10 protein-coding genes are annotated in these 21,255 nt (G+C 39.7%); 4 read left to right on the top strand and 6 right to left on the bottom strand.

Annotated features, from left to right (window positions below):
* The first annotated feature begins 110 nt into the window (after positions 1-110).
* From BLS35_RS10930 to BLS35_RS10940, 3 genes are all read left to right on the top strand, one after another.
* The gene (locus BLS35_RS10930; protein WP_139205883.1) at positions 111-8,960 is read left to right on the top strand and encodes an Ig-like domain-containing protein; all 8,850 of its coding nucleotides are present in this window, start codon (positions 111-113) and stop codon (positions 8,958-8,960) included.
* A 3-nt stretch (positions 8,961-8,963) separates the two neighbouring features.
* On the top strand, positions 8,964-9,962 hold the full coding sequence (locus tag BLS35_RS10935) for a PorP/SprF family type IX secretion system membrane protein (protein ID WP_254778823.1): 999 nt from the start codon (positions 8,964-8,966) through the stop codon (positions 9,960-9,962).
* 71 nt (positions 9,963-10,033) lie between these two features.
* Positions 10,034-10,885: an energy transducer TonB gene (locus tag BLS35_RS10940; RefSeq protein ID WP_254778824.1), complete on the top strand. Its 852-nt coding sequence runs from the start codon at positions 10,034-10,036 to the stop codon at positions 10,883-10,885.
* Between the two features lie 37 nt (positions 10,886-10,922).
* Here BLS35_RS10940 and BLS35_RS10945 read toward each other — a convergent pair whose 3' ends face one another.
* Positions 10,923-11,540, bottom strand: a complete 618-nt coding sequence (locus tag BLS35_RS10945) for an NAD(P)H-dependent oxidoreductase (RefSeq protein WP_090780798.1) — start codon at positions 11,538-11,540, stop codon at positions 10,923-10,925.
* Positions 11,541-11,633: 93 nt separating this feature from the next.
* Between BLS35_RS10945 and BLS35_RS10950 the strand changes: the two genes are divergently transcribed.
* Positions 11,634-12,530, top strand: a complete 897-nt coding sequence (locus BLS35_RS10950; protein ID WP_090780800.1) for a LysR family transcriptional regulator — start codon at positions 11,634-11,636, stop codon at positions 12,528-12,530.
* Between the two features lie 23 nt (positions 12,531-12,553).
* On the opposite strand, the gene BLS35_RS10955 is transcribed toward BLS35_RS10950, so the two are convergent.
* The 5 genes from BLS35_RS10955 to BLS35_RS10975 form a co-directional block, all read right to left on the bottom strand.
* On the bottom strand, positions 12,554-13,825 hold the full coding sequence (locus BLS35_RS10955) for a nucleoside recognition domain-containing protein (protein ID WP_090780802.1): 1,272 nt from the start codon (positions 13,823-13,825) through the stop codon (positions 12,554-12,556).
* A gap of 62 nt (positions 13,826-13,887) precedes the next feature.
* Positions 13,888-16,740 (bottom strand): alpha/beta hydrolase family protein, encoded by a 2,853-nt coding sequence (locus BLS35_RS10960; protein ID WP_090780804.1) that lies wholly within the window; start codon positions 16,738-16,740, stop codon positions 13,888-13,890.
* A gap of 150 nt (positions 16,741-16,890) precedes the next feature.
* Positions 16,891-18,690 carry a membrane protein insertase YidC gene (yidC, locus tag BLS35_RS10965; protein ID WP_090780805.1) on the bottom strand — a complete coding sequence of 600 codons (1,800 nt, stop codon included), beginning with the start codon at positions 18,688-18,690 and terminating at the stop codon, positions 16,891-16,893.
* Positions 18,691-18,710: 20 nt separating this feature from the next.
* The gene (locus tag BLS35_RS10970; protein WP_090780807.1) at positions 18,711-20,327 is read right to left on the bottom strand and encodes a CTP synthase; all 1,617 of its coding nucleotides are present in this window, start codon (positions 20,325-20,327) and stop codon (positions 18,711-18,713) included.
* A 156-nt stretch (positions 20,328-20,483) separates the two neighbouring features.
* Positions 20,484-21,248, bottom strand: coding sequence for a GLPGLI family protein (locus tag BLS35_RS10975; RefSeq protein WP_090780809.1), 765 nt, complete (start codon positions 21,246-21,248; stop codon positions 20,484-20,486).
* Positions 21,249-21,255 lie beyond the last annotated feature (7 nt).

Genomic DNA, 21,255 nt, shown 5'->3' on the forward strand with positions numbered 1-21,255 from the left:
TAAAAAAAAATCGTTTGTGTGATTTTTTTTGAAAAATGATACAAATTCTAACTAATTTGACAGGAGTAAATCTAATTATACTCTTAAGAAAAATTAGTGTGTTAACATCTATGTTAAAGCTGCTCAAGTCTGAAGTTGTTTCCATCTACAGGAAGGTTTGCTGTGTGCTTATTCTTTTGTTATTAATGATTTCTTTTGGCGCAAAAGCTGATGGGAGTAGGGATTTATATCCTTCGGGAGCTAGTGGTAATCGGGCTTTTTTGTATTCATATGACGGAGGGGGGGCAGGGACTGTATATTTTCCTTTTAGAACACCGGGAACTCACTATGTTTACGCGAAAGCAAATGAAGTTATCGCGGTGGCTTCAAGTGCGCAAGGGCTTTCAAATTGGTTTATAAGGATTACTTCACCAAGAGGAACGGTAACGACGACTACATCCGGGAAGATCAGTACTCGCAATGAGGAGTTGGCTGGACCAAGGTACGTTGGGCAAGGAGCGGCAGGGAACTATTATGTTCCTAATTACGTTTCTGTTTTAGCTGTAGATGAGGGGGTTTGGAAGATTGAGTTTGTATCCTCGAATACAAGTGAGAATGCAGATAATGTTTTAGCAAATTCGAATTGGGGGCAAGTTAATAACACCTCATTGCTCTCTGCATGGGATATATCAGTTCGGAATGCAACAAATACAAGTTGGTTACCAGGAAGAGTATATACCAATGTTTTCAATCTGCGACTTTCAAAAAATCTTGATAAGAGTGAAACGGCTTATTACGGAATAAACTATGTCTTAACCAAAGATGGAAGGGCTTACCGGGTAAAAAACAATGGAAATAACGGGTATGCTTTTACATTTTTTTCGAATAATAAAGGTTTTCTTGATAACGCAGGAAATCCAACTTATAAAAGTTTAGATAATACAGATGTACTCAATTTTGTAAAAGACCCTCGCAAAGAGGACGATGACCTAAAGAATCTGGTTACTCATAAATTGTTTTATGGCCCTCCTGCACCGGATTTACCAGTTTCGGCTCCTGTTTCTATTGAGGGAGTCAATACGACCACCTGGTTAAAAAATGAAGCCATCGTTCCGAATATTTCTGGAATTGGATTTACGGGATCGGAGGGGACCTTAGGGCAAGCTAGTCAGAAAGGTGGTGTCATAACTTTTACAGCTAATGTGCCTGGAAGTTATAGGATTGTGATCCCGCTTGGTGCTGGGAAAGATAGGGTATTAACTGGGGCGGCTGTTGCAGGTGTGAATACAATTGAATGGGATGGGAAAGATGCTTTAAATAATGTTGTGCCTGGTGGTTTAATCGTTCCTGAGGTGAAAGTACGATTGGCATCTGCTGAAGTACATTTCCCTTTTATTGATATGGAAATTAATCCTAAGGGGATCATTATAGAGCTTGCTGAAAATACGACTAGATATCTTATTAATCCTACTCCTGCAATTATAGATGAGAGTGTTTATAGTGATCGGGTGTATTGGGATGATAGCGACATTACTGGAGGACTTGCAGGAGAAAAATCTGATCCTATTGTTAATACACTAAATGGGATGTCTAGTAATTTTAATGGACATATTTGGGGTAGTTATAGTTCTGATTCTGGAAATTCAAATAATGGTAAAGGCACGAATAGCTATGGCAATGAGAAAGCGATGGACACCTACGCTTATATTCTAAGTAAAGAAGAGGCAAAACCATTAAATGTTATAATAAAGGTAGCCGATTTGGAGATTGTGAGTATCGTACCAACGGTTGCAATAACATCGCTTAATCAAGTAAGCTACCAGGTTAAAGTTAAAAATGGTGGAGTAAGTGATGTAACAGGAGCTAAATTTGAATTTAAACTACCTGTTGGTTTTACTGTTACTGGTATCACACGCTCTTTTACTAATGTTCTCGCTTCAGAAAATGGTATAGTTCAGGATATTAGTGGTTATCGGTCGAGTCTGGACTTACCTGCTAATTGTGAGGTTACATATACTATAGTTGGAACTTTAGATGTTGCAGCTTTGGGGCAGGATCTTCATGTTGAGGCTAGTATTATGCGTCCTAAGGATGTTACGGACCCTGATGCCACAAATACAGTATTTGATCTAGCTCCAACTAATCCTCATGATGAATGTAAGAATGGAACTGCGATCGAAGCCTGTAATAATATTAAATATAATACTGTTAAAAGGCTGGAAGTTTGTGCCGGTTCGGCGATTTCTCCGTTTGTTTACGATCTGATAGCTGGTGGAAGTTCTTTTTTTACGGAAGGCATGCCTGGCTGGTTGACAGCGGCATTAAGCAGTGGTAAAGTAACTTTTAGTGGCACAACTACCACTGCTGGTTTGTATTTATTTACAGTGGGTACTGACGCAAGTCATAGATATAAAGCTACTTATGTAATAAATGTCAATCCGTTGCCTACTGTCGTTAATCAGCCTGTTAGTACTCCTGTTTGTGAGAGAACTGATGCAGTTTTTTCTATAACGTCTTTAGCCGCTGATGATAGCTATCAATGGCAGTATGAGGAAGCTGGAGTTTGGATGAATTTTGTTGATGGGACAGGTATTACTGGTGCAACGACTACAGCCCTCAAGATTTTAGCAATTCCGGTATCTTTTAATGGAAAAAAGATTAGGGTTGCTATTTCTTCGGTATCGGGTTGTTCAACAATCTCGAGTGAGATCACTTTGGTGGTGAACGCGCGGCCAACAGAGGATTCTTATATAATAGGTGACGAATATATTTGCGAGGGGGAAAGTATTCCTCTTAAATCGTCTATTTCAACACCAGGTTTTAATTTCCAATGGTTTTTGAACGGGGTGATTATACCCGGAGCAAATAAAAGAATTTATAATGCTACTGAAGGAGGGAAATATGAAGTAGCTGTTGTGAATACATTGGGGTGTTTAGGTTCCAGGTCCGATAGTTTAGTGGTTACTGTTACTCCATTCCCTACTACTCCTAACATTACGCACGGCCCGCTTATAGTGTGTACTGGTAATACTGTGAAATTGACATCTGATTCTGCAACTAAATATCAATGGTATCGTGGAACCGAGGCAATAAGTGGAGCAACTAATCGCGATTATATTGCAGATACTTCGGGTGATTATTCTGTTTTAGTTTCAAATATTGGTGGATGTAAGGAAAGTTCTGAGCGGGTTTCTGTAGTAATAAGTCCTTTGCCAGGTAAGCCAGGGATCACAGGAACTAATATTATCTGTGATGGCGATGTGGCTGTTTTAACTGCCAGTGTAGGGACTACTTACCAGTGGTACCTGGAGGGATCAACGATATCAGGTGCAATCGGGCAAACTTTCGATGCAAAAGTAGCTGGTAAATATACTGTGGTAGTCACCAATGCGAACGGATGTTTGAGTCCTATATCTGATGAGTTTACCTTAACTGTAAATTCGTTGCCTGCTAAACCGGGAATCACCGGAACTGCTATTATTTGTACAGGTGATGTTTCTGTTTTAACTGCCAGCGCAGGGACTGATTACCAGTGGTATTTCGAAGGAGCAGCGATAACAGGTGCAACCGGACAAACTTATGATGCGAAAGTAACTGGTAAATATACTGTAGTAGTAACGAACACCAATGGATGTTTGAGTCCTATATCTGATGAGTTTATCTTAACCGTAAATGTCCTGCCTGCTAAACCGGGAATCACCGGAACTACTATTATTTGTACAGGGGATGTGGCTGTTTTAACTGCCAGTGCGGGGACTGATTACCAGTGGTATTTAGAAGGAATAGTGATATCAGGTGCAACCGGGCAAACTTATGATGCGAAAGTAGCTGGTAAATACACGGTCATAGTGACCAATCTTAATGGCTGTTTCAGTCCTGTGTCTGATGTGTTTACCTTAACCGTAAATGCCTTACCGGCTAAGCCGGGAATTACCGGAACTAATATTATTTGTGCAGGTGATGTGGCTGTTTTAACTGCCAGCGCAGGGACTGATTACCAGTGGTATTTGGAGGGAACAGCGATATCAGGTGCAACCGGGCAAACTTATGATGCAAAAGTAACTGGTAAATATACAGTGGTGGTAACAAACAGCAATGGCTGTTTCAGCCCTGTGTCTGATGCGTTTACTTTAACTGTAAATGCCTTACCTGCTAAACCAGGGATTACCGGAACTAATATTATTTGTGCAGGTGATGTGGCTGTTTTAACTGCCAGCGCAGGGACTGATTACCAGTGGTATTTGGAGGGAACAGCGATATCAGGTGCAACCGGGCAAACTTATGATGCTAAAGTAACTGGTAAATATACAGTGGTGGTTACAAACAGCAATGGATGTTTTAGTCCAGTGTCCGATGCGTTTACTTTAACTGTAAATGCCTTACCTGCTAAACCAGGGATTACCGGAACTAATATTATTTGTGCGGGGGATGTAGCTGTTTTAACTGCCAGTGCGGGAACGAATTATCAGTGGTATTTGGAGGGAACAGCGATATCAGGTGCAACTGCACAAACTTATGATGCAAAAGTAACTGGTAAATATACAGTGGTGGTAACAAACAGCAATGGATGTTTCAGTCCGGTGTCTGATGCGTTTATTTTAACTGTAAATGCCTTGCCTGCTAAACCAGGAATTACCGGGACGGCGATGATTTGTACGGGGGATGTGGCTGTTTTAACTGCCAGTTCAGGGACGAATTACCAGTGGTATTTAGAGGGAACAGTGATACCAGGTGCAACCGCACAAACTTATGATGCCAAAGTAGCGGGTAAGTACACGGTGGTAGTGACCAATACGAATGGTTGCTTTAGTCCAGTGTCCGATGCGTTTACTTTAACCGTAAATGCCTTGCCTGCTAAACCAGGAATTACTGGAACTGCTATTATTTGTGCAGGTGATGTGGCTGTTTTAACTGCCAGTACAGGGACTAATTATCAGTGGTATTTAGAGGGAACAGCGATATCAGGTGCAACTGCACAAACTTATGATTCGAAAGTAGCTGGTAAATATACAGTGGTGGTAACGAACACCAATGGATGTTTTAGTCCAGTGTCCGATGCGTTTACCTTAACCGTAAATGCCTTGCCTGCTAAACCAGGAATTACCGGAACGGCGATTATCTGCGCAGGTGATATGTCTGTTTTAACTGCTAGCGCAGGGACTGATTACCAGTGGTATTTGGAGGGAACAGCGATGTCAGGTGCAACCGGACAAACTTATGATGCAAAAGTAACTGGTAAATATACAGTGGTAGTAACGAACACCAATGGATGTTTTAGTCCAGTGTCCGATGCGTTTACCTTAACCGTAAATGCCTTGCCTACGGCGCCTGTAATCACAGGAACGGCGATTATTTGCGAAGGGGATGTGGCAGTTTTAACTTCTGATTTAGCTAACCGTTACCAGTGGTATTTTAACGGAACCGTTATTCCAGGTGCAACCGGTCGTACTTATGATGCGAAAGTAGCTGGTAAATATACTGTGGTGGTGACAAACAGCAATGGTTGTTTTAGCCCTGTATCTAGTGAGTTTATTTTAACAGTAAATGTATTGCCTACGGTGCCTGTAATCGCAGGGACGACGATTATTTGCGAAGGCGATGTGGCAGTATTAACTTCAGATGTAGCTAACGGTTACCAGTGGTATTTTAACGGAGTGGCTATTTCAGGTGCAACGAGACAAACTTATGATGCGAAAGTAGCTGGTAAATATACTGTGATGGTGACAAACAGCAATGGTTGCTTTAGCCCGGTATCCAATGAAATCACATTAACGGTAAATGCATTGCCAGTTAGGCCTGCAATTACCGGAAATGCGATTATTTGTGCAGGTGATGTAGCTGTTTTAACTTCAGATGTAGCCAACGGTTACCAGTGGTATTTTAACGGAACCGCTATTCCAGGTGCAACAGGAAAAACTTATGATGCGAAAGTAGCAGGTAAATATACTGTGGTGGTGACAAACAGCAATGGTTGTTTTAGCCCGGTATCCAATGAAATCACATTAACCGTAAATGCATTGCCTAACGCGCCTGTAGTCACAGGAACTGCGATAATTTGTGAAGGTGATGTGGCAGTTTTAACTTCGGATTTAGCTAACGGTTACCAGTGGTATTTTAACGGAACCGTTATTCCAGGTGCAACCGGTCGTACTTATGATGCGAAAGTAGCTGGTAAATATACTGTGATGGTGACAAACAGCAATGGTTGCTTTAGCCCGGTATCTAATGAAATCACACTAACGGTAAATGCAGTACCGCTTAAGCCTGCAATTACCGGAACTGCGATTATTTGTGAAGGTGATGTGGCTGTTTTAACTTCAGATATAGCTAACGGTTGCCAGTGGTCTTTTAACGGAACAGCCATTCCAGGTGCAACGGGCAGAACTTATGATGCAAAACTAGCGGGCAAGTACACCGTAATCACTACTAATCTTAGTGGCTGCTCTAGCCCGGTATCTAATGAAATCACATTAACGGTCAATGCATTGCCGGTTAAGCCAGGAATTACAGGAACTGCTGTTATTTGCGAAGGGGATATGGCGGTTTTAACTTCAGCTATAGCAAACGGTTACCAGTGGTATTTTAACGGGACTGCTATTCCAGGTGCAACAGGAAAAACTTATGATGCAAAACTAGCGGGTAATTATACGGTGATCACCACAAATAGTAATGGTTGCTTTAGCCCGGTATCCAATGAATTTACGATAACGGTTAATCCGTTACCAGTTAAGCCAGGTGTTACCGGAACTGCTGTCATTTGTGAAGGCGATGTTGCTGTTTTAACTTCAGATGTGGCAACCGGTTGCCAGTGGTATTTTAACGGAACGGTTATTCCAGGTGCAACAGGTGGTACTTATGACGCGAAATTAGCGGGTAAGTATACCGTGATCACTACGAATGCCAATGGTTGCTTTAGCCCGGTATCTAATGAATTTATACTAACAGTAAACTCATTGCCTCCAGTTCCAACAATCATGGTAGATGCAAATAAGCTTAATTTCTGCGAGGGTAGTTCGGTAATCTTGACTTCATCATCTGCAACCGGTAACCAATGGTACAAAAACAGTCAGATCATTCCTGGGGCAACCAATAAAGCCTATACCGCAACAACTAGTGGAACGTACACAGTTTTGGTAACCAATTCAAATGGATGTAGCAGCACATCAGCATCTCCATCAGTCGAAGTGACTGCTGTTCCTTACCCTGAGGTACCAGAAATTACGCCAGGTGGCAGAACAACATTCTGTGAAGGCAGACACGTCGTACTAACCTCTTCGTCACTAACAGGTAATCAGTGGTACAAAAATGGTGTTCTGATACCAGGAGCAACTAACCAAACATTTAATGTAAACCAGATAGGAGATTATACAGTTAAAGTAACCAATACTACAGGCTGTGCCAGTGGCATTTCTGCTACAACCATTGTTACTGTAAATCAAGTGCCTAAAGGTTATAACGATGTTGTAAACTCGCTTAGCTGCACTCGATCAGCGTTCAGCTATGATCTTCAAAATAATGTAAATAACACGATAAAAGGTGGCAATGCAGTACCTGCAACCTTTACTTGGACCGCAAACTCAACTGTTGTTACAGGTGTAAGCAACGGTTCTGGAAAAACATTAAATGCTACCCTTATCAATACTTCAACTACTGCTCAAACCATAATTTACACTGTAACACCAAGAGGAGAGACCGGTGGTTGTGCCGGAGATTCCTTTACGATTACTGTTAATGTACCGGTTTGCGTGGATATCGCGATTAGCAAAACAGCTGATAAGAGCTCAGTCTCTGCGGTAGGTGATAAGATAAAATATACCATAACGGTATATAACAACGGCAATGCAAACCACAATCAAGTGGTGGTAAATGATCCTTTACTTGGTGGAATTTTAAGCCAACCAAAAGGTGATAACGGTAATGGAATCCTCGAAAAAAATGAGTCATGGACCTATGATGGGGTATACACAATTAGTCAGAATGACCTCGATGTGGCCGGTTTCCCATTAAATGGTTCAGGTAAAATTGTAAACACCGCGACAGTGCGATCGCTTGAATATACTTCGTCTAAAACAGCTACAGTAGATGTCGCTGTTTTAACCAATCCTTTAATAACGTTAGTTAAAACAGGGAGGTTAAACCGTGATTTTAAAACGCTGACCTATACCTTCAGGATAACCAATACAGGTAATGTTACTCTTTCTAATCTTGACTTAATAGACGCTAAAATCCCGGGAACGATTACCCTTAAACAGACTGTCCTTGCTCCGGGTGCTACACTTGTGACAACCGTGGACTATACCATTACCGAGGCGGAAAAAATTGTAGGTACAACGACCAATACGGCCACCGTTAATGGATTTACAAATCAGAGCGTCAAAGTTAGCGATATATCGGGAACTGCAGCCGATAACGATGACCCTACTGTTATAGACATTACACGGAACCCTGTTGCAATTGATGATTTTGCATCTACAAAAGCAGAAGAGCCAGTGGCTGTTCCGATTGTGATGAACGACCGCCCTGCATTCTTCCCTTTAGATGTGGCTACTGTAGATGTAAAAAGCCTGCCTACTAATGGTACCCTTTCTGTTGAGAAAGATGGTAAAGTAACCTATAAGCCAAATAAGGGGTTTTATGGTATAGAAAGGTTTACTTATAAGATTAATGATGCAAACGGACTCCCATCGAACATTGCTGAGGTAAGGATAGATGTCGCACCACCACCTTTGGAGATTCCAAACACATTTACACCAAACGGCGATGGTAAGAACGATACCTTCTTTATTAAAGGCATGGAAAACTATGAAGGTGTGAGCTTTTTTGTTTACAACCGTTGGGGTGATGAGGTATACAGAAACCTCAATTACAAAAATGAGTGGGATGGTAAGGGATTAAATGATGGAACATATTTCTATGTATTAAAAATGAAAAAAGGCAGTTCAGAAGACGTTCGCCGGAGCTGGATATTGCTAAAAAGATAAACAATGATGAAAAGTGTAAAATGTATGTCTGTGCTTGTATTTCTGCTCTGCTCTTTTGCAGGACGGTTAAGCGCGCAGCAGAATATTCAATTTACCCAGTATATATTTAATAGTTTAAGTGTGAACCCTGCCTATGCAGGATACAAGGAAGAGTGGTTTGCCCAACTGGCGTTGCGTTCGCAGTGGGTAGGCGTAGAAGGAGCACCGCAAACGGGAGCAATGTCCATTGATGGGATTTTAGATCCAAGAGATAGAAAGATGGGCTTGGGTTTTCAAATCACATCTGATAAGATAGGCCCACAATTTACCACCTCTTTAACGGCAAACTATGCCTATCGCTTACAGCTTGACGCGGATGATACTAAAAGGTTGAGCTTTGGAATAGGATTAGGCGTAGTGCAATATAATCTAAATGGGGATATGATACGTACTTCGGAAGGGGGTGATCAGGCCATTGCCATAGGCGACGAAAATAGTATGAAACCCGATGTGAGGTTTGGTGTATTTTACAATTCTGATTTCTGGTATATGGGGCTTTCGATACTGGATGCTTTTTCCGGCTCTGGAGTAACATCTATAACCAGCTCACCTTCTTTTAATATTTCGCGTAGCCGACATGCCTACTTTATTACAGGCGGATTGGTTAATGTTTCTCCCGATATGAGGATAAGACCGAGTCTGATGGTTAAAGAGGACTTTAGAGGGCCTACAAGTGTAGATTTAAATGTGATGACCATATTTAATGATAAGCTCTGGATTGGGGCATCTTACAGAACTGGTTTTGGTTTATGGAAAAAAGACATCAATAAGCTCGATTTGGGTAAACAAAACTCTATTTCTGGGATAGTGCAGGTGTTTGTAAGTGAGCGATTCAGAATCGGTTATTCTTACGATCATGTAACTAGTCAACTCAATAGCAATCAAAATGGCTCGCATGAAATAACTATGGGTTTAACTTTTGGACGGGTGCCAAGATCATTTATTTGTCCAAGGGTTTTTTAATTTAAATATTTCTTTCTCCGGCTTATGGAATGGTGACGATGCTAGCATCAATACTATAAATCAATGGTATAATGTTTAATCTAAATTCTAAAGCAATGTTGGGTTCAAAAATCGACTTATTTGGCAATGAATGGCTTGATGTAGTGTTCGATCAGAAAAACAAAACCTATGGTGCTTACGCATTACGTAGGGAAAGTTCCTCGAATACTTTAAGGGCACTTTTTATAGCGGGGACATTGTTTATCCTGCTGTTTTTATCTCCAAAGATCATTAGCCTGATCAAGGGAAATAACACAATTGAGGATATTCCTGATAAGGTAACAACGGTGACTGTGCAGCCGCCACCACCTGTAAATCCAGAAACCAAGCCGCCAGCAGCGATTGAGCCACCGCCGGCCAAACAAACTCAAATCAAGTTTCCACCACCGGTTGTTGTAGACGATAATATGGTAGTTGATGTTGAACCGGTACAGATCAAAGATCTTGCGAATGCAACTCCTGGACAGAAAGACATTATTGGTGACCCGGATGGGAAGATCGTAATTGAAGGGCCAACTGGTAAAGGGCCAGTAGGTGCAGATGCGACTGAGGATAATAAAGTATATGAGACATTTATAGTATTAGAAGTACAACCTACATTTCCGGGTGGGATGGATAAATTTTATAAATATCTTTCGAAAAACATCAGGTATCCAGCAATGGCCCAAGAAGTTAATATTCAAGGGAAAGTATACTTATCATTTATCATCGAAAAGAATGGCTCTCTTACAGATATCAAAGTGGAAAGGAAGCTGGGTTATGGTACCGATGAAGAAGCTGTTCGGGTCTTAAATGGCAGTCCAAAATGGATGCCTGGTATTCAGAATGGAAAGGCTGTTCGTGTAAAGTATAACATCCCTATTAGTTTTGCAATGCCTCAATAAGCATAATAAAAATGCCCGCTTTAAGCGGGCATTTTTATTATGCTGATAATTCCATTTTATATTCGTTAACGAAGATTTTATTTAGATGTGCTTCATAGCGTTGCAGGTCATTTGGCACATCTGCATTTTTCTCTACATCATGGAAATGGATGCTCTCCAATGGCTCCATACCAGTAAAAGCATTCATGCGGTGGAAGCCAAACATAGGTCCTTCATCCACACTTTTTTCTTGGAAAAACTCTCCCGGTAGCGTAAAGGCTTCTTTAGGTGCATTCCATGAGGTGGTTAGCATATATTTTTTGCCATGCATCATGCCACCTGTTCCATAATTGATGGTTGGATTGGCCGAAGATCTACCATCACTGTGGTAAATACCATTGTTGTGACCTTCTGTAAACACCACGTCTATATATTTCTTAAATTCATTCGGCAGTTGGAACCACCATACAGGAGTATGGTAAATCACCACATCAGCCCATTTATAATTTTCTACTTCTTGTTTGATATCGTATGGTTGGTTGATGTCGGTTGAACGTACTTCAAAGCCCTCATTATTTTCAAAAAAGCTTATTGTTTTATCTGCTATTGTCTTGTTAAATCTACCACCAGAATGTCCGAAAACCTGGCCGCCATTAATTACAAATATTCTCTTCATTGTTGTATGTTTTAATAACAGTACAAAGGTAATGTGGGTATATGTATAATTATAATAGTTTAATTTATACATTTGTATCATAATTATGATAGTATGGTTAACTTAGAATGGTTCAGGACATTTAAAGCTATTTATGAAACCGGGACACTTACTGGTGCTGCTGAGGCATTGTATATCTCGCAACCGGGAGTGAGTTTACACTTAAGCTCGCTGGAGTCTTATGTTGGTTATAAGCTTTTCGACAGAACATCCAGGAGAATGATCTCGACAGAAAGAGGGAAGGTACTTTACAATTATATCCTCGAATCTTTAACTAAATTGGAAGAGGCAGAAAGGCATTTCCACAAAAGTGTAGAGAAAGACATCCCAACCATAAGCATCGGGATGTGTTTTGAGACCTTTCAGTTTACTTTAGAATCCTATTTGCCAACGCTTCCTTTTAATGTGATTATCAAGTTTGGAGAGTATCCACAAATGTTGAATGATCTGGATAGCGGTATCCTGGATCTGATCATCACTCCTCAAAAAGGAGATTATAAAGGTTTGTCTTATGAGCCTTTTTTTAAAGAAAAAATTGTACTGGTTTGTGGGGCAAAAACGGTTACTGGAGACTTCGAAAATTTAACTAAAGCCAAAGATATTAATGGGCAGTTGGACTGGTTAAAACAGCAAACCTGGTATGGTACTACTGGGGATATGGAACACCAACGCAGATTTTGGCACAATAACTTTGGTAAACGACCCGACTTTAAACCCAACTATATTGTACCCAATTTGTGTTCTATTTTAAGATGTTTAAGTGCAGGTAATGGCATTGCGGTAATGCCTGATTTCTTGTCTAAACAAGAACTTGATCAGGGAAGTATCAAAGTGCTATGGGAGGGAAATGATCCTATAGAAAATACCTTATACTTTGGTACCCGTAAAAAAACAATTTATGAGGAGCAGATCAAAACCATCAAAGAGATATTTTTGAAAGAAATGGTTTAATGACGCATCATTAAACCATTTTATTAACCGAAGAATAAATAGCAAAGACCTATTGCGGTGCAAACCCCAACTAAGTCGGCCAGTAGCATCGCGCCAATTGCGTAACGTGTATTTTTTATATTTACAGCACCAAAATAAACGGCAACTACATAAAATGTAGTATCAGATGCACCCTGGAATATTCCAGAAAGTCGGCTGGCAAAAGAATCAGGACCATAGGTTTCCATGGTGCTTACCATCATTCCTCTGGCAGCACCACCACTTAGCGGTCTGATTAAAGCTGTTGGTAAACCTTCAACGAATCGCGTATCAGCCCCTAAGGAAGCGAATAGTGCTTTTATAGCGCCAATCACCACATCAAAAGTACCACTTGTACGCAATAAGCTTATGGCTACCAGCATTCCAACTAAATAAGGAACAATTCTAATTGCGGTATCAAAGCCATTTTTTGCACCATCAATGAAAGCATCAAATACATCAATTTTTTTGTAAAGTCCACCCAACACAATTACCAAAAAAACGAATAGAATCAAACCGTTGCTCAGCATTCCCGAGAACGATTTAATGCCATCTGCGTTAAGGCGAGTAATATATAAAACCAATAAAACAATGATAAACGAGATGCTTAAAACCCATCCAATGACTACGGGTTGTAAAAGGTTAATCTTTTGTTTGAAGGAAACAATCATCATTGCTGTGATTGTACCTACAAAGGTTACGATCAAGCAAGGTATAAATATATCCGTTGGATTTGAGGCGTTTTGCGATGCACGGATGGCAATTACACTTACAGGGATCAGGTTTAATCCTGCCGCGTGAAGGCACAGAAACATAATCTGAGCGTTGGATGCAACATCTTTACTTGGATTTAGTTCCTGCAAACTTTCCATTGCTTTTAATCCGAATGGTGTTGCTGCATTGTCCAATCCTAATAGATTGGCTGAGAAATTCATAATCATGTGCCCCATAGACGGATGTCCTTTGGGGATGTCAGGGAATAATTTTGAAAAGAAGGGACCTACAATCCGCGACAATAAACGTATGCCGCCAGCTCTTTCTGCGATGCTCATCAAGCCCATAAATAGTGCTAAAATCCCGATCAGTTTAAGACAAAGCTCTACTGCAACCCAGCAGGTTTGAATGATACCGTCAAGTTTCAATGGATTGGCAGCATCATCGGCTTTGCCAATAACCATCCAGTTAAAAATATCAGTTTGTCCAAAAAAGAAACATTTTATACTCGCTACAACAATTGCAACGATTATAAAAGCAGACCAGATTCTACTTAATGCCATTAAAGATGATTTAGTTTAGGCCTTAAATTTAAAGTTTTGATTCTAATATCCCTGCTTTAAATTTAAGGTTTTTCATCAGTTAGCTCAAACCCCCAGCTTTTGCCTTTTTCGGTTGCAGGTATGCCGTTTACCATCCATGCCGGAGCTTTTGCGCCTTTTAGGTAATAGTCAAAAAACTGTTGCTCTCTGATTTGGATATCTTTTCTGTTTTGGCGTTGCATTAAATTGTGCGCTTCGTTGTTATAATTTAGTAACCAAACTGGTTTGCCCAACCTTCTTAAACCTGTAAACATTTCAATTCCCTGGTACCAAGGTACAGCTCCATCAGCATCATTAGCCATAATTACTACTGGAGTTTTTACATTTGGCAGCTTAAATAAAGGAGAGTTTTCGATGTATAGATCTGGTTTTTCCCAAAGGGTAGCACCAATCCGACTCTGGGTTCTTTCATATTGAAATTGGCGGTTCATACCGCTTTCCCAACGCATTCCACCATAAGCTGAGGTCATGTTTACTACTGGTGCTCCTGCCCATGCTGCTGCATACATATCTGTTCTGGTAATTAAATGAGCCACTTGGTAGCCGCCCCAACTTTGTCCCTGAATACCTATTTTACTACCATCTACCCATGAGTTTTTCTTTAGCGATTCAACTCCAGAATTGATAAACTCTTCTGCAGATCTACCAGGGTAACCTGTTTCATAACTAATATCTGGTGCAAATACCAGGTATCCATTACTTACAAAAAAAGGAATGTTTAATCTGGATGGAGTAGGCGCAGGAGCCTGATAGCTGTACAATCCATCAGATAGCTTTTCATAGAAATACACGATCATCGGGTATTTTTTAGTCGGATCAAAGTTTTCTGGTTTGTAGAGTATCCCTTCCGAATTAAAGCCTTTAGGTGTTGTCCATTTTACCAGCTCTGCAGTTCCCCAGTTGTAATTCTGTTGTTGCGGGTTGGTGTTACTTAGTTTTACCTGTGTCTTCATATCTGTTGATACGTAAACATTTGGTGAGTTTACATAATTGCCTTTATCAAAAATGAAACGTTCTGCATCTTTAGCTTGAACCAGGTCTGAGTAAGTCATTTTCTCCATTACTACAAGTTCAGGATTCTGTTGGTTACCAATGGACTTTTTGTACCAGCCACGCTCTTTAGTACTATTGTTGAAGGCATTGAGCCAGATGCTTGCTTTTTTATCTAAAAACTTGCTTTCAGGATCTAGCTTTTCATATCTGAAGGTGATTTTATTTTGTCTGCCAAATCCATTGGTAATATTTTGCGGAGCATTTTTGCCATCCGGAGTAAATTCCCAGATGTCGTAACGGTCGTAAATCAATACAGCCTTGTCTTCTTCCGTCCATGCAGCCATCCCATAAGGAGCAGGATCATCTGGTACATCATTTTCCTCATCAACAAATTTTACATTTAGGCCATTGTTTAGATGAGTAACTTTTGCAGTAAGCACATTGTAAGTATACCAATTGGATGTTTTTTTATCGAAATAAAGCACAAACTTGCCAGCAGGGGAAGCCATTGCATATCCGCTTAATCCTTCGATGATTTTCTTTTTAGAACCAGTTTTTGTATCCACCAGGTAATAGTTCTTTAAGGTGCCACCAGTCCATTGCGCTTGTATTCTGCCATCATAATCGGTCGAGGCCAGAACAAAACTGGCATTTCCTTCATTGACTAGTGTTGCATCTGGTAGCTTTATATCTGTCAGCGGAACGATTCTCGGATCGCTGCTAAATACTTCAATGGCGGATAGATATGATTTTTTTAAGTCCTTTTCAAGATTTTTCAGTTGCATCGGCTGCAGGTAGTCATCTTTATAACTCCATACATCTAGTTTTGCATTTTCAAAATCGACTAAAGTTGTGTCCTTTGGGGTTCTTATTGGGGCAATGCCGAAATATAACTTACGGCTATCTTTACTAAATTTTAGACTACCATCACCACTTACAGCCCATTTTACTGGCATTCCCGGAATGGCTTTGTCAACCAATAGTTGAGCTGTATCAAGGGTAGGAGAGTTATAGTAAATCTCAAAATCTTTAATTTCCTTTTTCTCCGGACTATTTTCACCTAAAAATACAAGGTATTCTCCTTCTTCATTGAAAGTGAAACTCTTAAAATTACCCTTTCCTTTTACCAATGTTTTTAATGTTCCTTTTTCTGTATTGAACAGGAACACGCCAGTAGGGGCCAATTTATCCTTTTTTGAACCTGAACAAGCAAAAACCAATTGTTTGCCATTTTTATTAAAGCTGTAGTCGGTTACATATTTGAAAATACGCAAGGTTTGGGTTGTTAGATTTTTAAAAACCAGGTCAGTACCTTCTTGTTTGCCTTTAGCATCTGGTTCATCTGCAAAAGCAGTGGCACTATCATCTTTTTTCTCTATTGAGGGGCTTATGCCTGTAGGTTTTGCTTTTTTAGCTGTATCAAGTGGTTTATCTAGTAAATATGCGATCACATTTACCCCATTTTCGGGCATTTTATAGGATTTTACCCTTGGTATTTTAAGAACATCCGATTGATCAAGGTTAACGATAGCTAATGAATCTTTGGTCATTTCATCAGGTTTCTTCTTTTTAATTCTTCCTTCGCGAATATCCTTGTATAAAGGTTTGACGGCAAAGGCAGCATATTTTGAATCTTTACTAAATTGTAAGTTCGTCCCTCTGGCTACATTTAGCTTTGTATTAGTCATTAAATTGTTCAGGTATAGAACACCGTCCCCCTCTTGTTTATTTATGATGTAGGCGGCCCACAATCCATTATTTGACAATTGTTTTGTGCCTACTGATTCCCAATTGTTGTAGACTGTATGATCTAAAGGTTTCTTTTGCGCAAAACTTACGCTTGAAAGGAATAGCAGTGAGAGTGGAATTAGTTTTCTTAACATGTTTAATTGAATTAGTCGCCTTTTGGATTGAACCTCTAAATGTTATAATTTTTATACAGATATCCTTATTTGTACGCCAAATTTTACAAAAAAAAATGCCCGGATCATATTTAACGACCCGGGCATTTTTGTATAAAATAAGATGATAACTTATTTCTTTTTTTGCTGTGCAGCAGCTTGTTGCTGTTGACGCATGTAATCTTCTAGTTTAGCACTAAATCCTGATTTCTTTTTCTTTTCAGCAGGTTTAGTTTTATTTTCTTGTAATGTTCTGTGGATCTTTTCATCATCAACCATCGACTTGATTAAGAATTGCTGAGCAAAAGTCAACATGTTCGCAAGGAAGTAGTAATAGTTTAATCCTGATGGATAGCTATTCAGTACGCCTAAGAAAATGATTGGCATGATGTAACCAATGTATTTCATTTGACCTGAAGCACCAGAAATCTGGTTGTTGAAATAAGTATAGATCAACGTAGAAATCGTCATCAATACGCACATTAAACTTAAGTGATCACCAATAAAAGGAAGGGTGAAGCCAAATTTAATGAAGTCGTCATAAGTTGATAAATCTTTCATCCATAAGAATGATTCGCCCCGCAATTCGAAAAGGTTAGGGAAGAAGAAGAAGAAAGCCATTACAAAAGGCAATTGCAGCAACATTGGTAAACAACCTCCCAATGGATTTACACCCACTTGCTTGTAAAGCTTTAAATATTCTTGTTGTAATAGAGTCGGATTATCTTCGCCAACTTTAGCTTTGATCACATCCATCTCGGGCTTTAAAATTCTCATTTTAGCCATTGAAAGATAAGATTTGTAAGTTAAAGGCGACATCGCTACTTTTAGCATGATCGTTAAAAGCAGAATAATCAATCCGTAGTTCCAGCCAAAGCTTTCTAAAAACTTAAATACAGGCAATACAATGAATCTGTTGATGTATTTAAGTGGCCAATAGCCCATGTCTATTTGCTTTTCAAGCTCATGACCTTGAGCTTTTAAAGTAGAGAACTTGTTGGTTCCGAAATAGAAGTCCATGCTATAGTTCTGTGCTGCCAGTTGGTTAAAAGGCATGATCATGTTTGCACCATACCATTTAATTTTACCAGGCTCAATGCTTACTTTAACTTCAAGATCTCCTTTTTCAAAAGCATCTTTAGGAATTAAAGCTGCACTGAAAAACTGTTGTTTGAAAGAGAACCATTGAATTTTACCATCTTTCAGGTCTTCTTTAACATCTTTAGCAACACCAAGGTGATCAGGATTCTTGTCTACATATTTATAATATGGAGCCGAGTGTTCCTGCTCTTTCTTAGCTGATTTTTCTTGCTCAAGTAAAGTAGTTTCCCAGTTTAAAGCAATAGTGTTATTTTGAATAACCTGGTTTAAGCCATTTAAATTGATATTAAAGCCAACCTGATTGCTGTTAGGCTTTAAAACGTACACATATTCAATATATTTATCAGCCGAATAGTTAGCACGCATATTGATGCTTCCTGCATTTTGTGTAGCTGTAAAATATAGGTCGTTTGTACTTACAATTTTACCACCGATGTTCAGGTTCAAGCCAAACTTGTTCTGATCACCATCAAATAAAATAACCGGTTTTCCATTATAGGTTTTTTCGCCTTTAACTTGTACCGATAATATTTTACCACCTTTATTGCTGAAGGTTAATTTTAAATTTTCATTTTCAAGAACACTAGTTTGTACCGTTCCTGTGATATTGCCACCGAAAGGTCCAGTTAGTGCTGCAGAATCTACCACAGGTAATGCCACTATCGGAGCTACTGTGGTTGGAGCAGGTGCAACTCCAGCTTTTTTTAGTGAATCGGCAGTGTGTTTTTCCTGAATTGATTTCATTTCAGCCTCACTAGGCTTAAAGAAATAGAAGGACCCTGCTAAAACGATCATGATCAGGAACAATCCTGTAAACGTATTTCTATCCATTATTGTTAATTAAACGCGTATTATTTTGTTTTTTTCTTCGCAAACTCCATCGCAGCGGCGACAAATTTAACAAAAAGTGGGTGAGGATTAGCAACTGTTGATTTTAATTCAGGGTGAAATTGTCCACCAACAAAGAAAGGATGGTTTTTAAGCTCAACAATTTCAACCAGATTGGTTTCAGGGTTAATACCTGAAGCAATCATTCCTGCTTCTTCATATTGGCTCAGGTAAGCACTATTAAATTCATAACGGTGTCTGTGACGCTCAGTAATGTGTTGTTTTCCATAAGCAGCAAATGCTCTTGTACCTTTTTTCAGGTCACATGGATAAGAACCTAAACGCATGGTACCACCTTTTGCAGTAATGCTTTTCTGGTCTTCCATCATATTGATTACAGGGTGTGCACTTTCTTCATCAATTTCAGTAGTGTTTGCACCTTGAAGTCCTAATACATTGCGACCAAATTCAATTACGGCACATTGCATACCCAGGCAGATACCAAAGAATGGCACATTGTTTTCCCTTACGTATTTAATGGTGTCAATTTTTCCTTCAATACCGCGACTTCCGAAGCCTGGAGCAACCAATATACCATCTAAATGGCTAAGTTTTTCCTTTGCATTGTCCGGATATATTCCTTCTGAGTGGATGTATTCAACTTTTACTTTACATTCATTTCTTGAACCAGCATGAATAAATGATTCAATAATTGACTTGTAAGCGTCTGGTAATTCTACGTATTTACCTACTAAACCAATTTTAACTTCAGATGTTGGGTTTTTCAAACGGCCAAGGAATTCTTTCCATTTTTCCATATCCGGCTCGTTTTTTTGTGGCAACTTCAATTTGCTCAGTACTGTTTTGTCCAATTGCTCTTTCATCATTAACAAAGGAACATCGTAAATGGTAGAAGCATCCAACGATTCGATTACCGCATTTACATTTACGTTGCAGAACAACGCAATTTTTTTGCGGATGTCTAATGAAATAGAACGCTCTGAACGGCAAACCAGGATGTCTGGTTGGATACCGTATTCAAGCAATGTTTTTACAGAGTGTTGAGTAGGCTTTGTTTTTAACTCACCTGCAGCAGCAAGGTAAGGAATCAGGGTTAAGTGGATCACGATTGCATTATGTGCGCCTTCTTCCCATTTGAACTGGCGTACAGCCTCAATGAACGGTAAAGATTCGATGTCACCAACAGTTCCACCAAGCTCTGTGATTACAATATCATATTGTCCACTTTCACCCAACAAACGCATGTTTCTTTTAATCTCATCTGTAATGTGCGGAACTACTTGCACAGTTTTTCCAAGATACTCGCCCTGTCTTTCTTTGTTGATTACATTCTGATAAATACGACCTGTGGTAACGTTATTTGCCTGAGAGGTTGGAACGTTTAAGAAGCGTTCGTAGTGACCAAGATCAAGATCTGTTTCTGCGCCATCTTCGGTAACGTAGCATTCACCATGTTCGTAAGGATTTAATGTTCCTGGATCAATGTTGATGTAAGGGTCGAACTTTTGGATGGTAACACTATAGCCGCGTGCTTGTAGTAATTTGGCTAATGAAGCGGAGATGATGCCCTTACCTAATGAGGAAGTAACACCGCCCGTAACAAAAATATACTTAGTCATGTTTTTGATTTTCTGAAATAAAGCAGCAATTGTATCACTGTTTTATTGTTTTTGTACGGGATACAAAGTTAGCAAATAAAACCAAAGCTGAGCCGCTCTTTTTGTAAAAAAACACTTATATGTGAAAGAAATGGTAAAATCTTAACTCCTAAAAAGTTACAGGGTGAATCCGTACAGCGTTTTCTTTGCTTCTTTCTCTTTTTCTTTTTTATCCTGATCGTAACGGGTATATAATTCGATGAGTTTCATCAAGTCCTTATCCGTTTCTATTTTTTTTCCCTTCGTTGGGGGGGTGATTTCTGCTTGCTGATTAACAAAGCCTTCCACCTTTGTTGCAAACCAGGTCGTGTTGTATCGAGGTATAGCCAGTCCCAATATGGTGCCAGGTAAACCGCCAAATCCTTCGGGCCCTCCGCGCAGTAAAATTTCGTCTGTATAAAAGGCCACCACATATACAGTATCATAAATTACACCTATGGCCTTTCTGCACTCGTATCCTGCAATATTTCTGACGTCGTGCATAATCTTCCAGTTTATACGGGGAATGGTGTCTGTAAGCAGATATTCGTCGTCCATTACCGCGCGTTTTATTACCCTTCGGTTTTTACCGTAATCGGTATAGATTTCATTGTTTTGTTTGCCCATTGAAAAGAAGAAAGATCCTATCTGGCTATTTTCGGTTTCTTTTTTGATGGGTCTGTAGACTGATTTTTCCAGATTAAAACAGAATTCCCAGCTGCTGCTGGCATACTTTTGCATTTTCTCTTTGGCTTCTTCCGGAAGACCAGAGTTTTCGAGGCTTCTGATCATGTTTACTTTTTTCTCGAATGTAATTTTGCCATAGGGGATAAAGGTCTCCTGAGCCTTTAAACTCAAAAAGCAGGTACATGCAAGAAATAGAACGATAACCTGTTGCTTCATCAGATCA

It is taken from the genome of Pedobacter sp. ok626 (genome assembly GCF_900100435.1).
Lineage (GTDB): Bacteria > Bacteroidota > Bacteroidia > Sphingobacteriales > Sphingobacteriaceae > Pedobacter.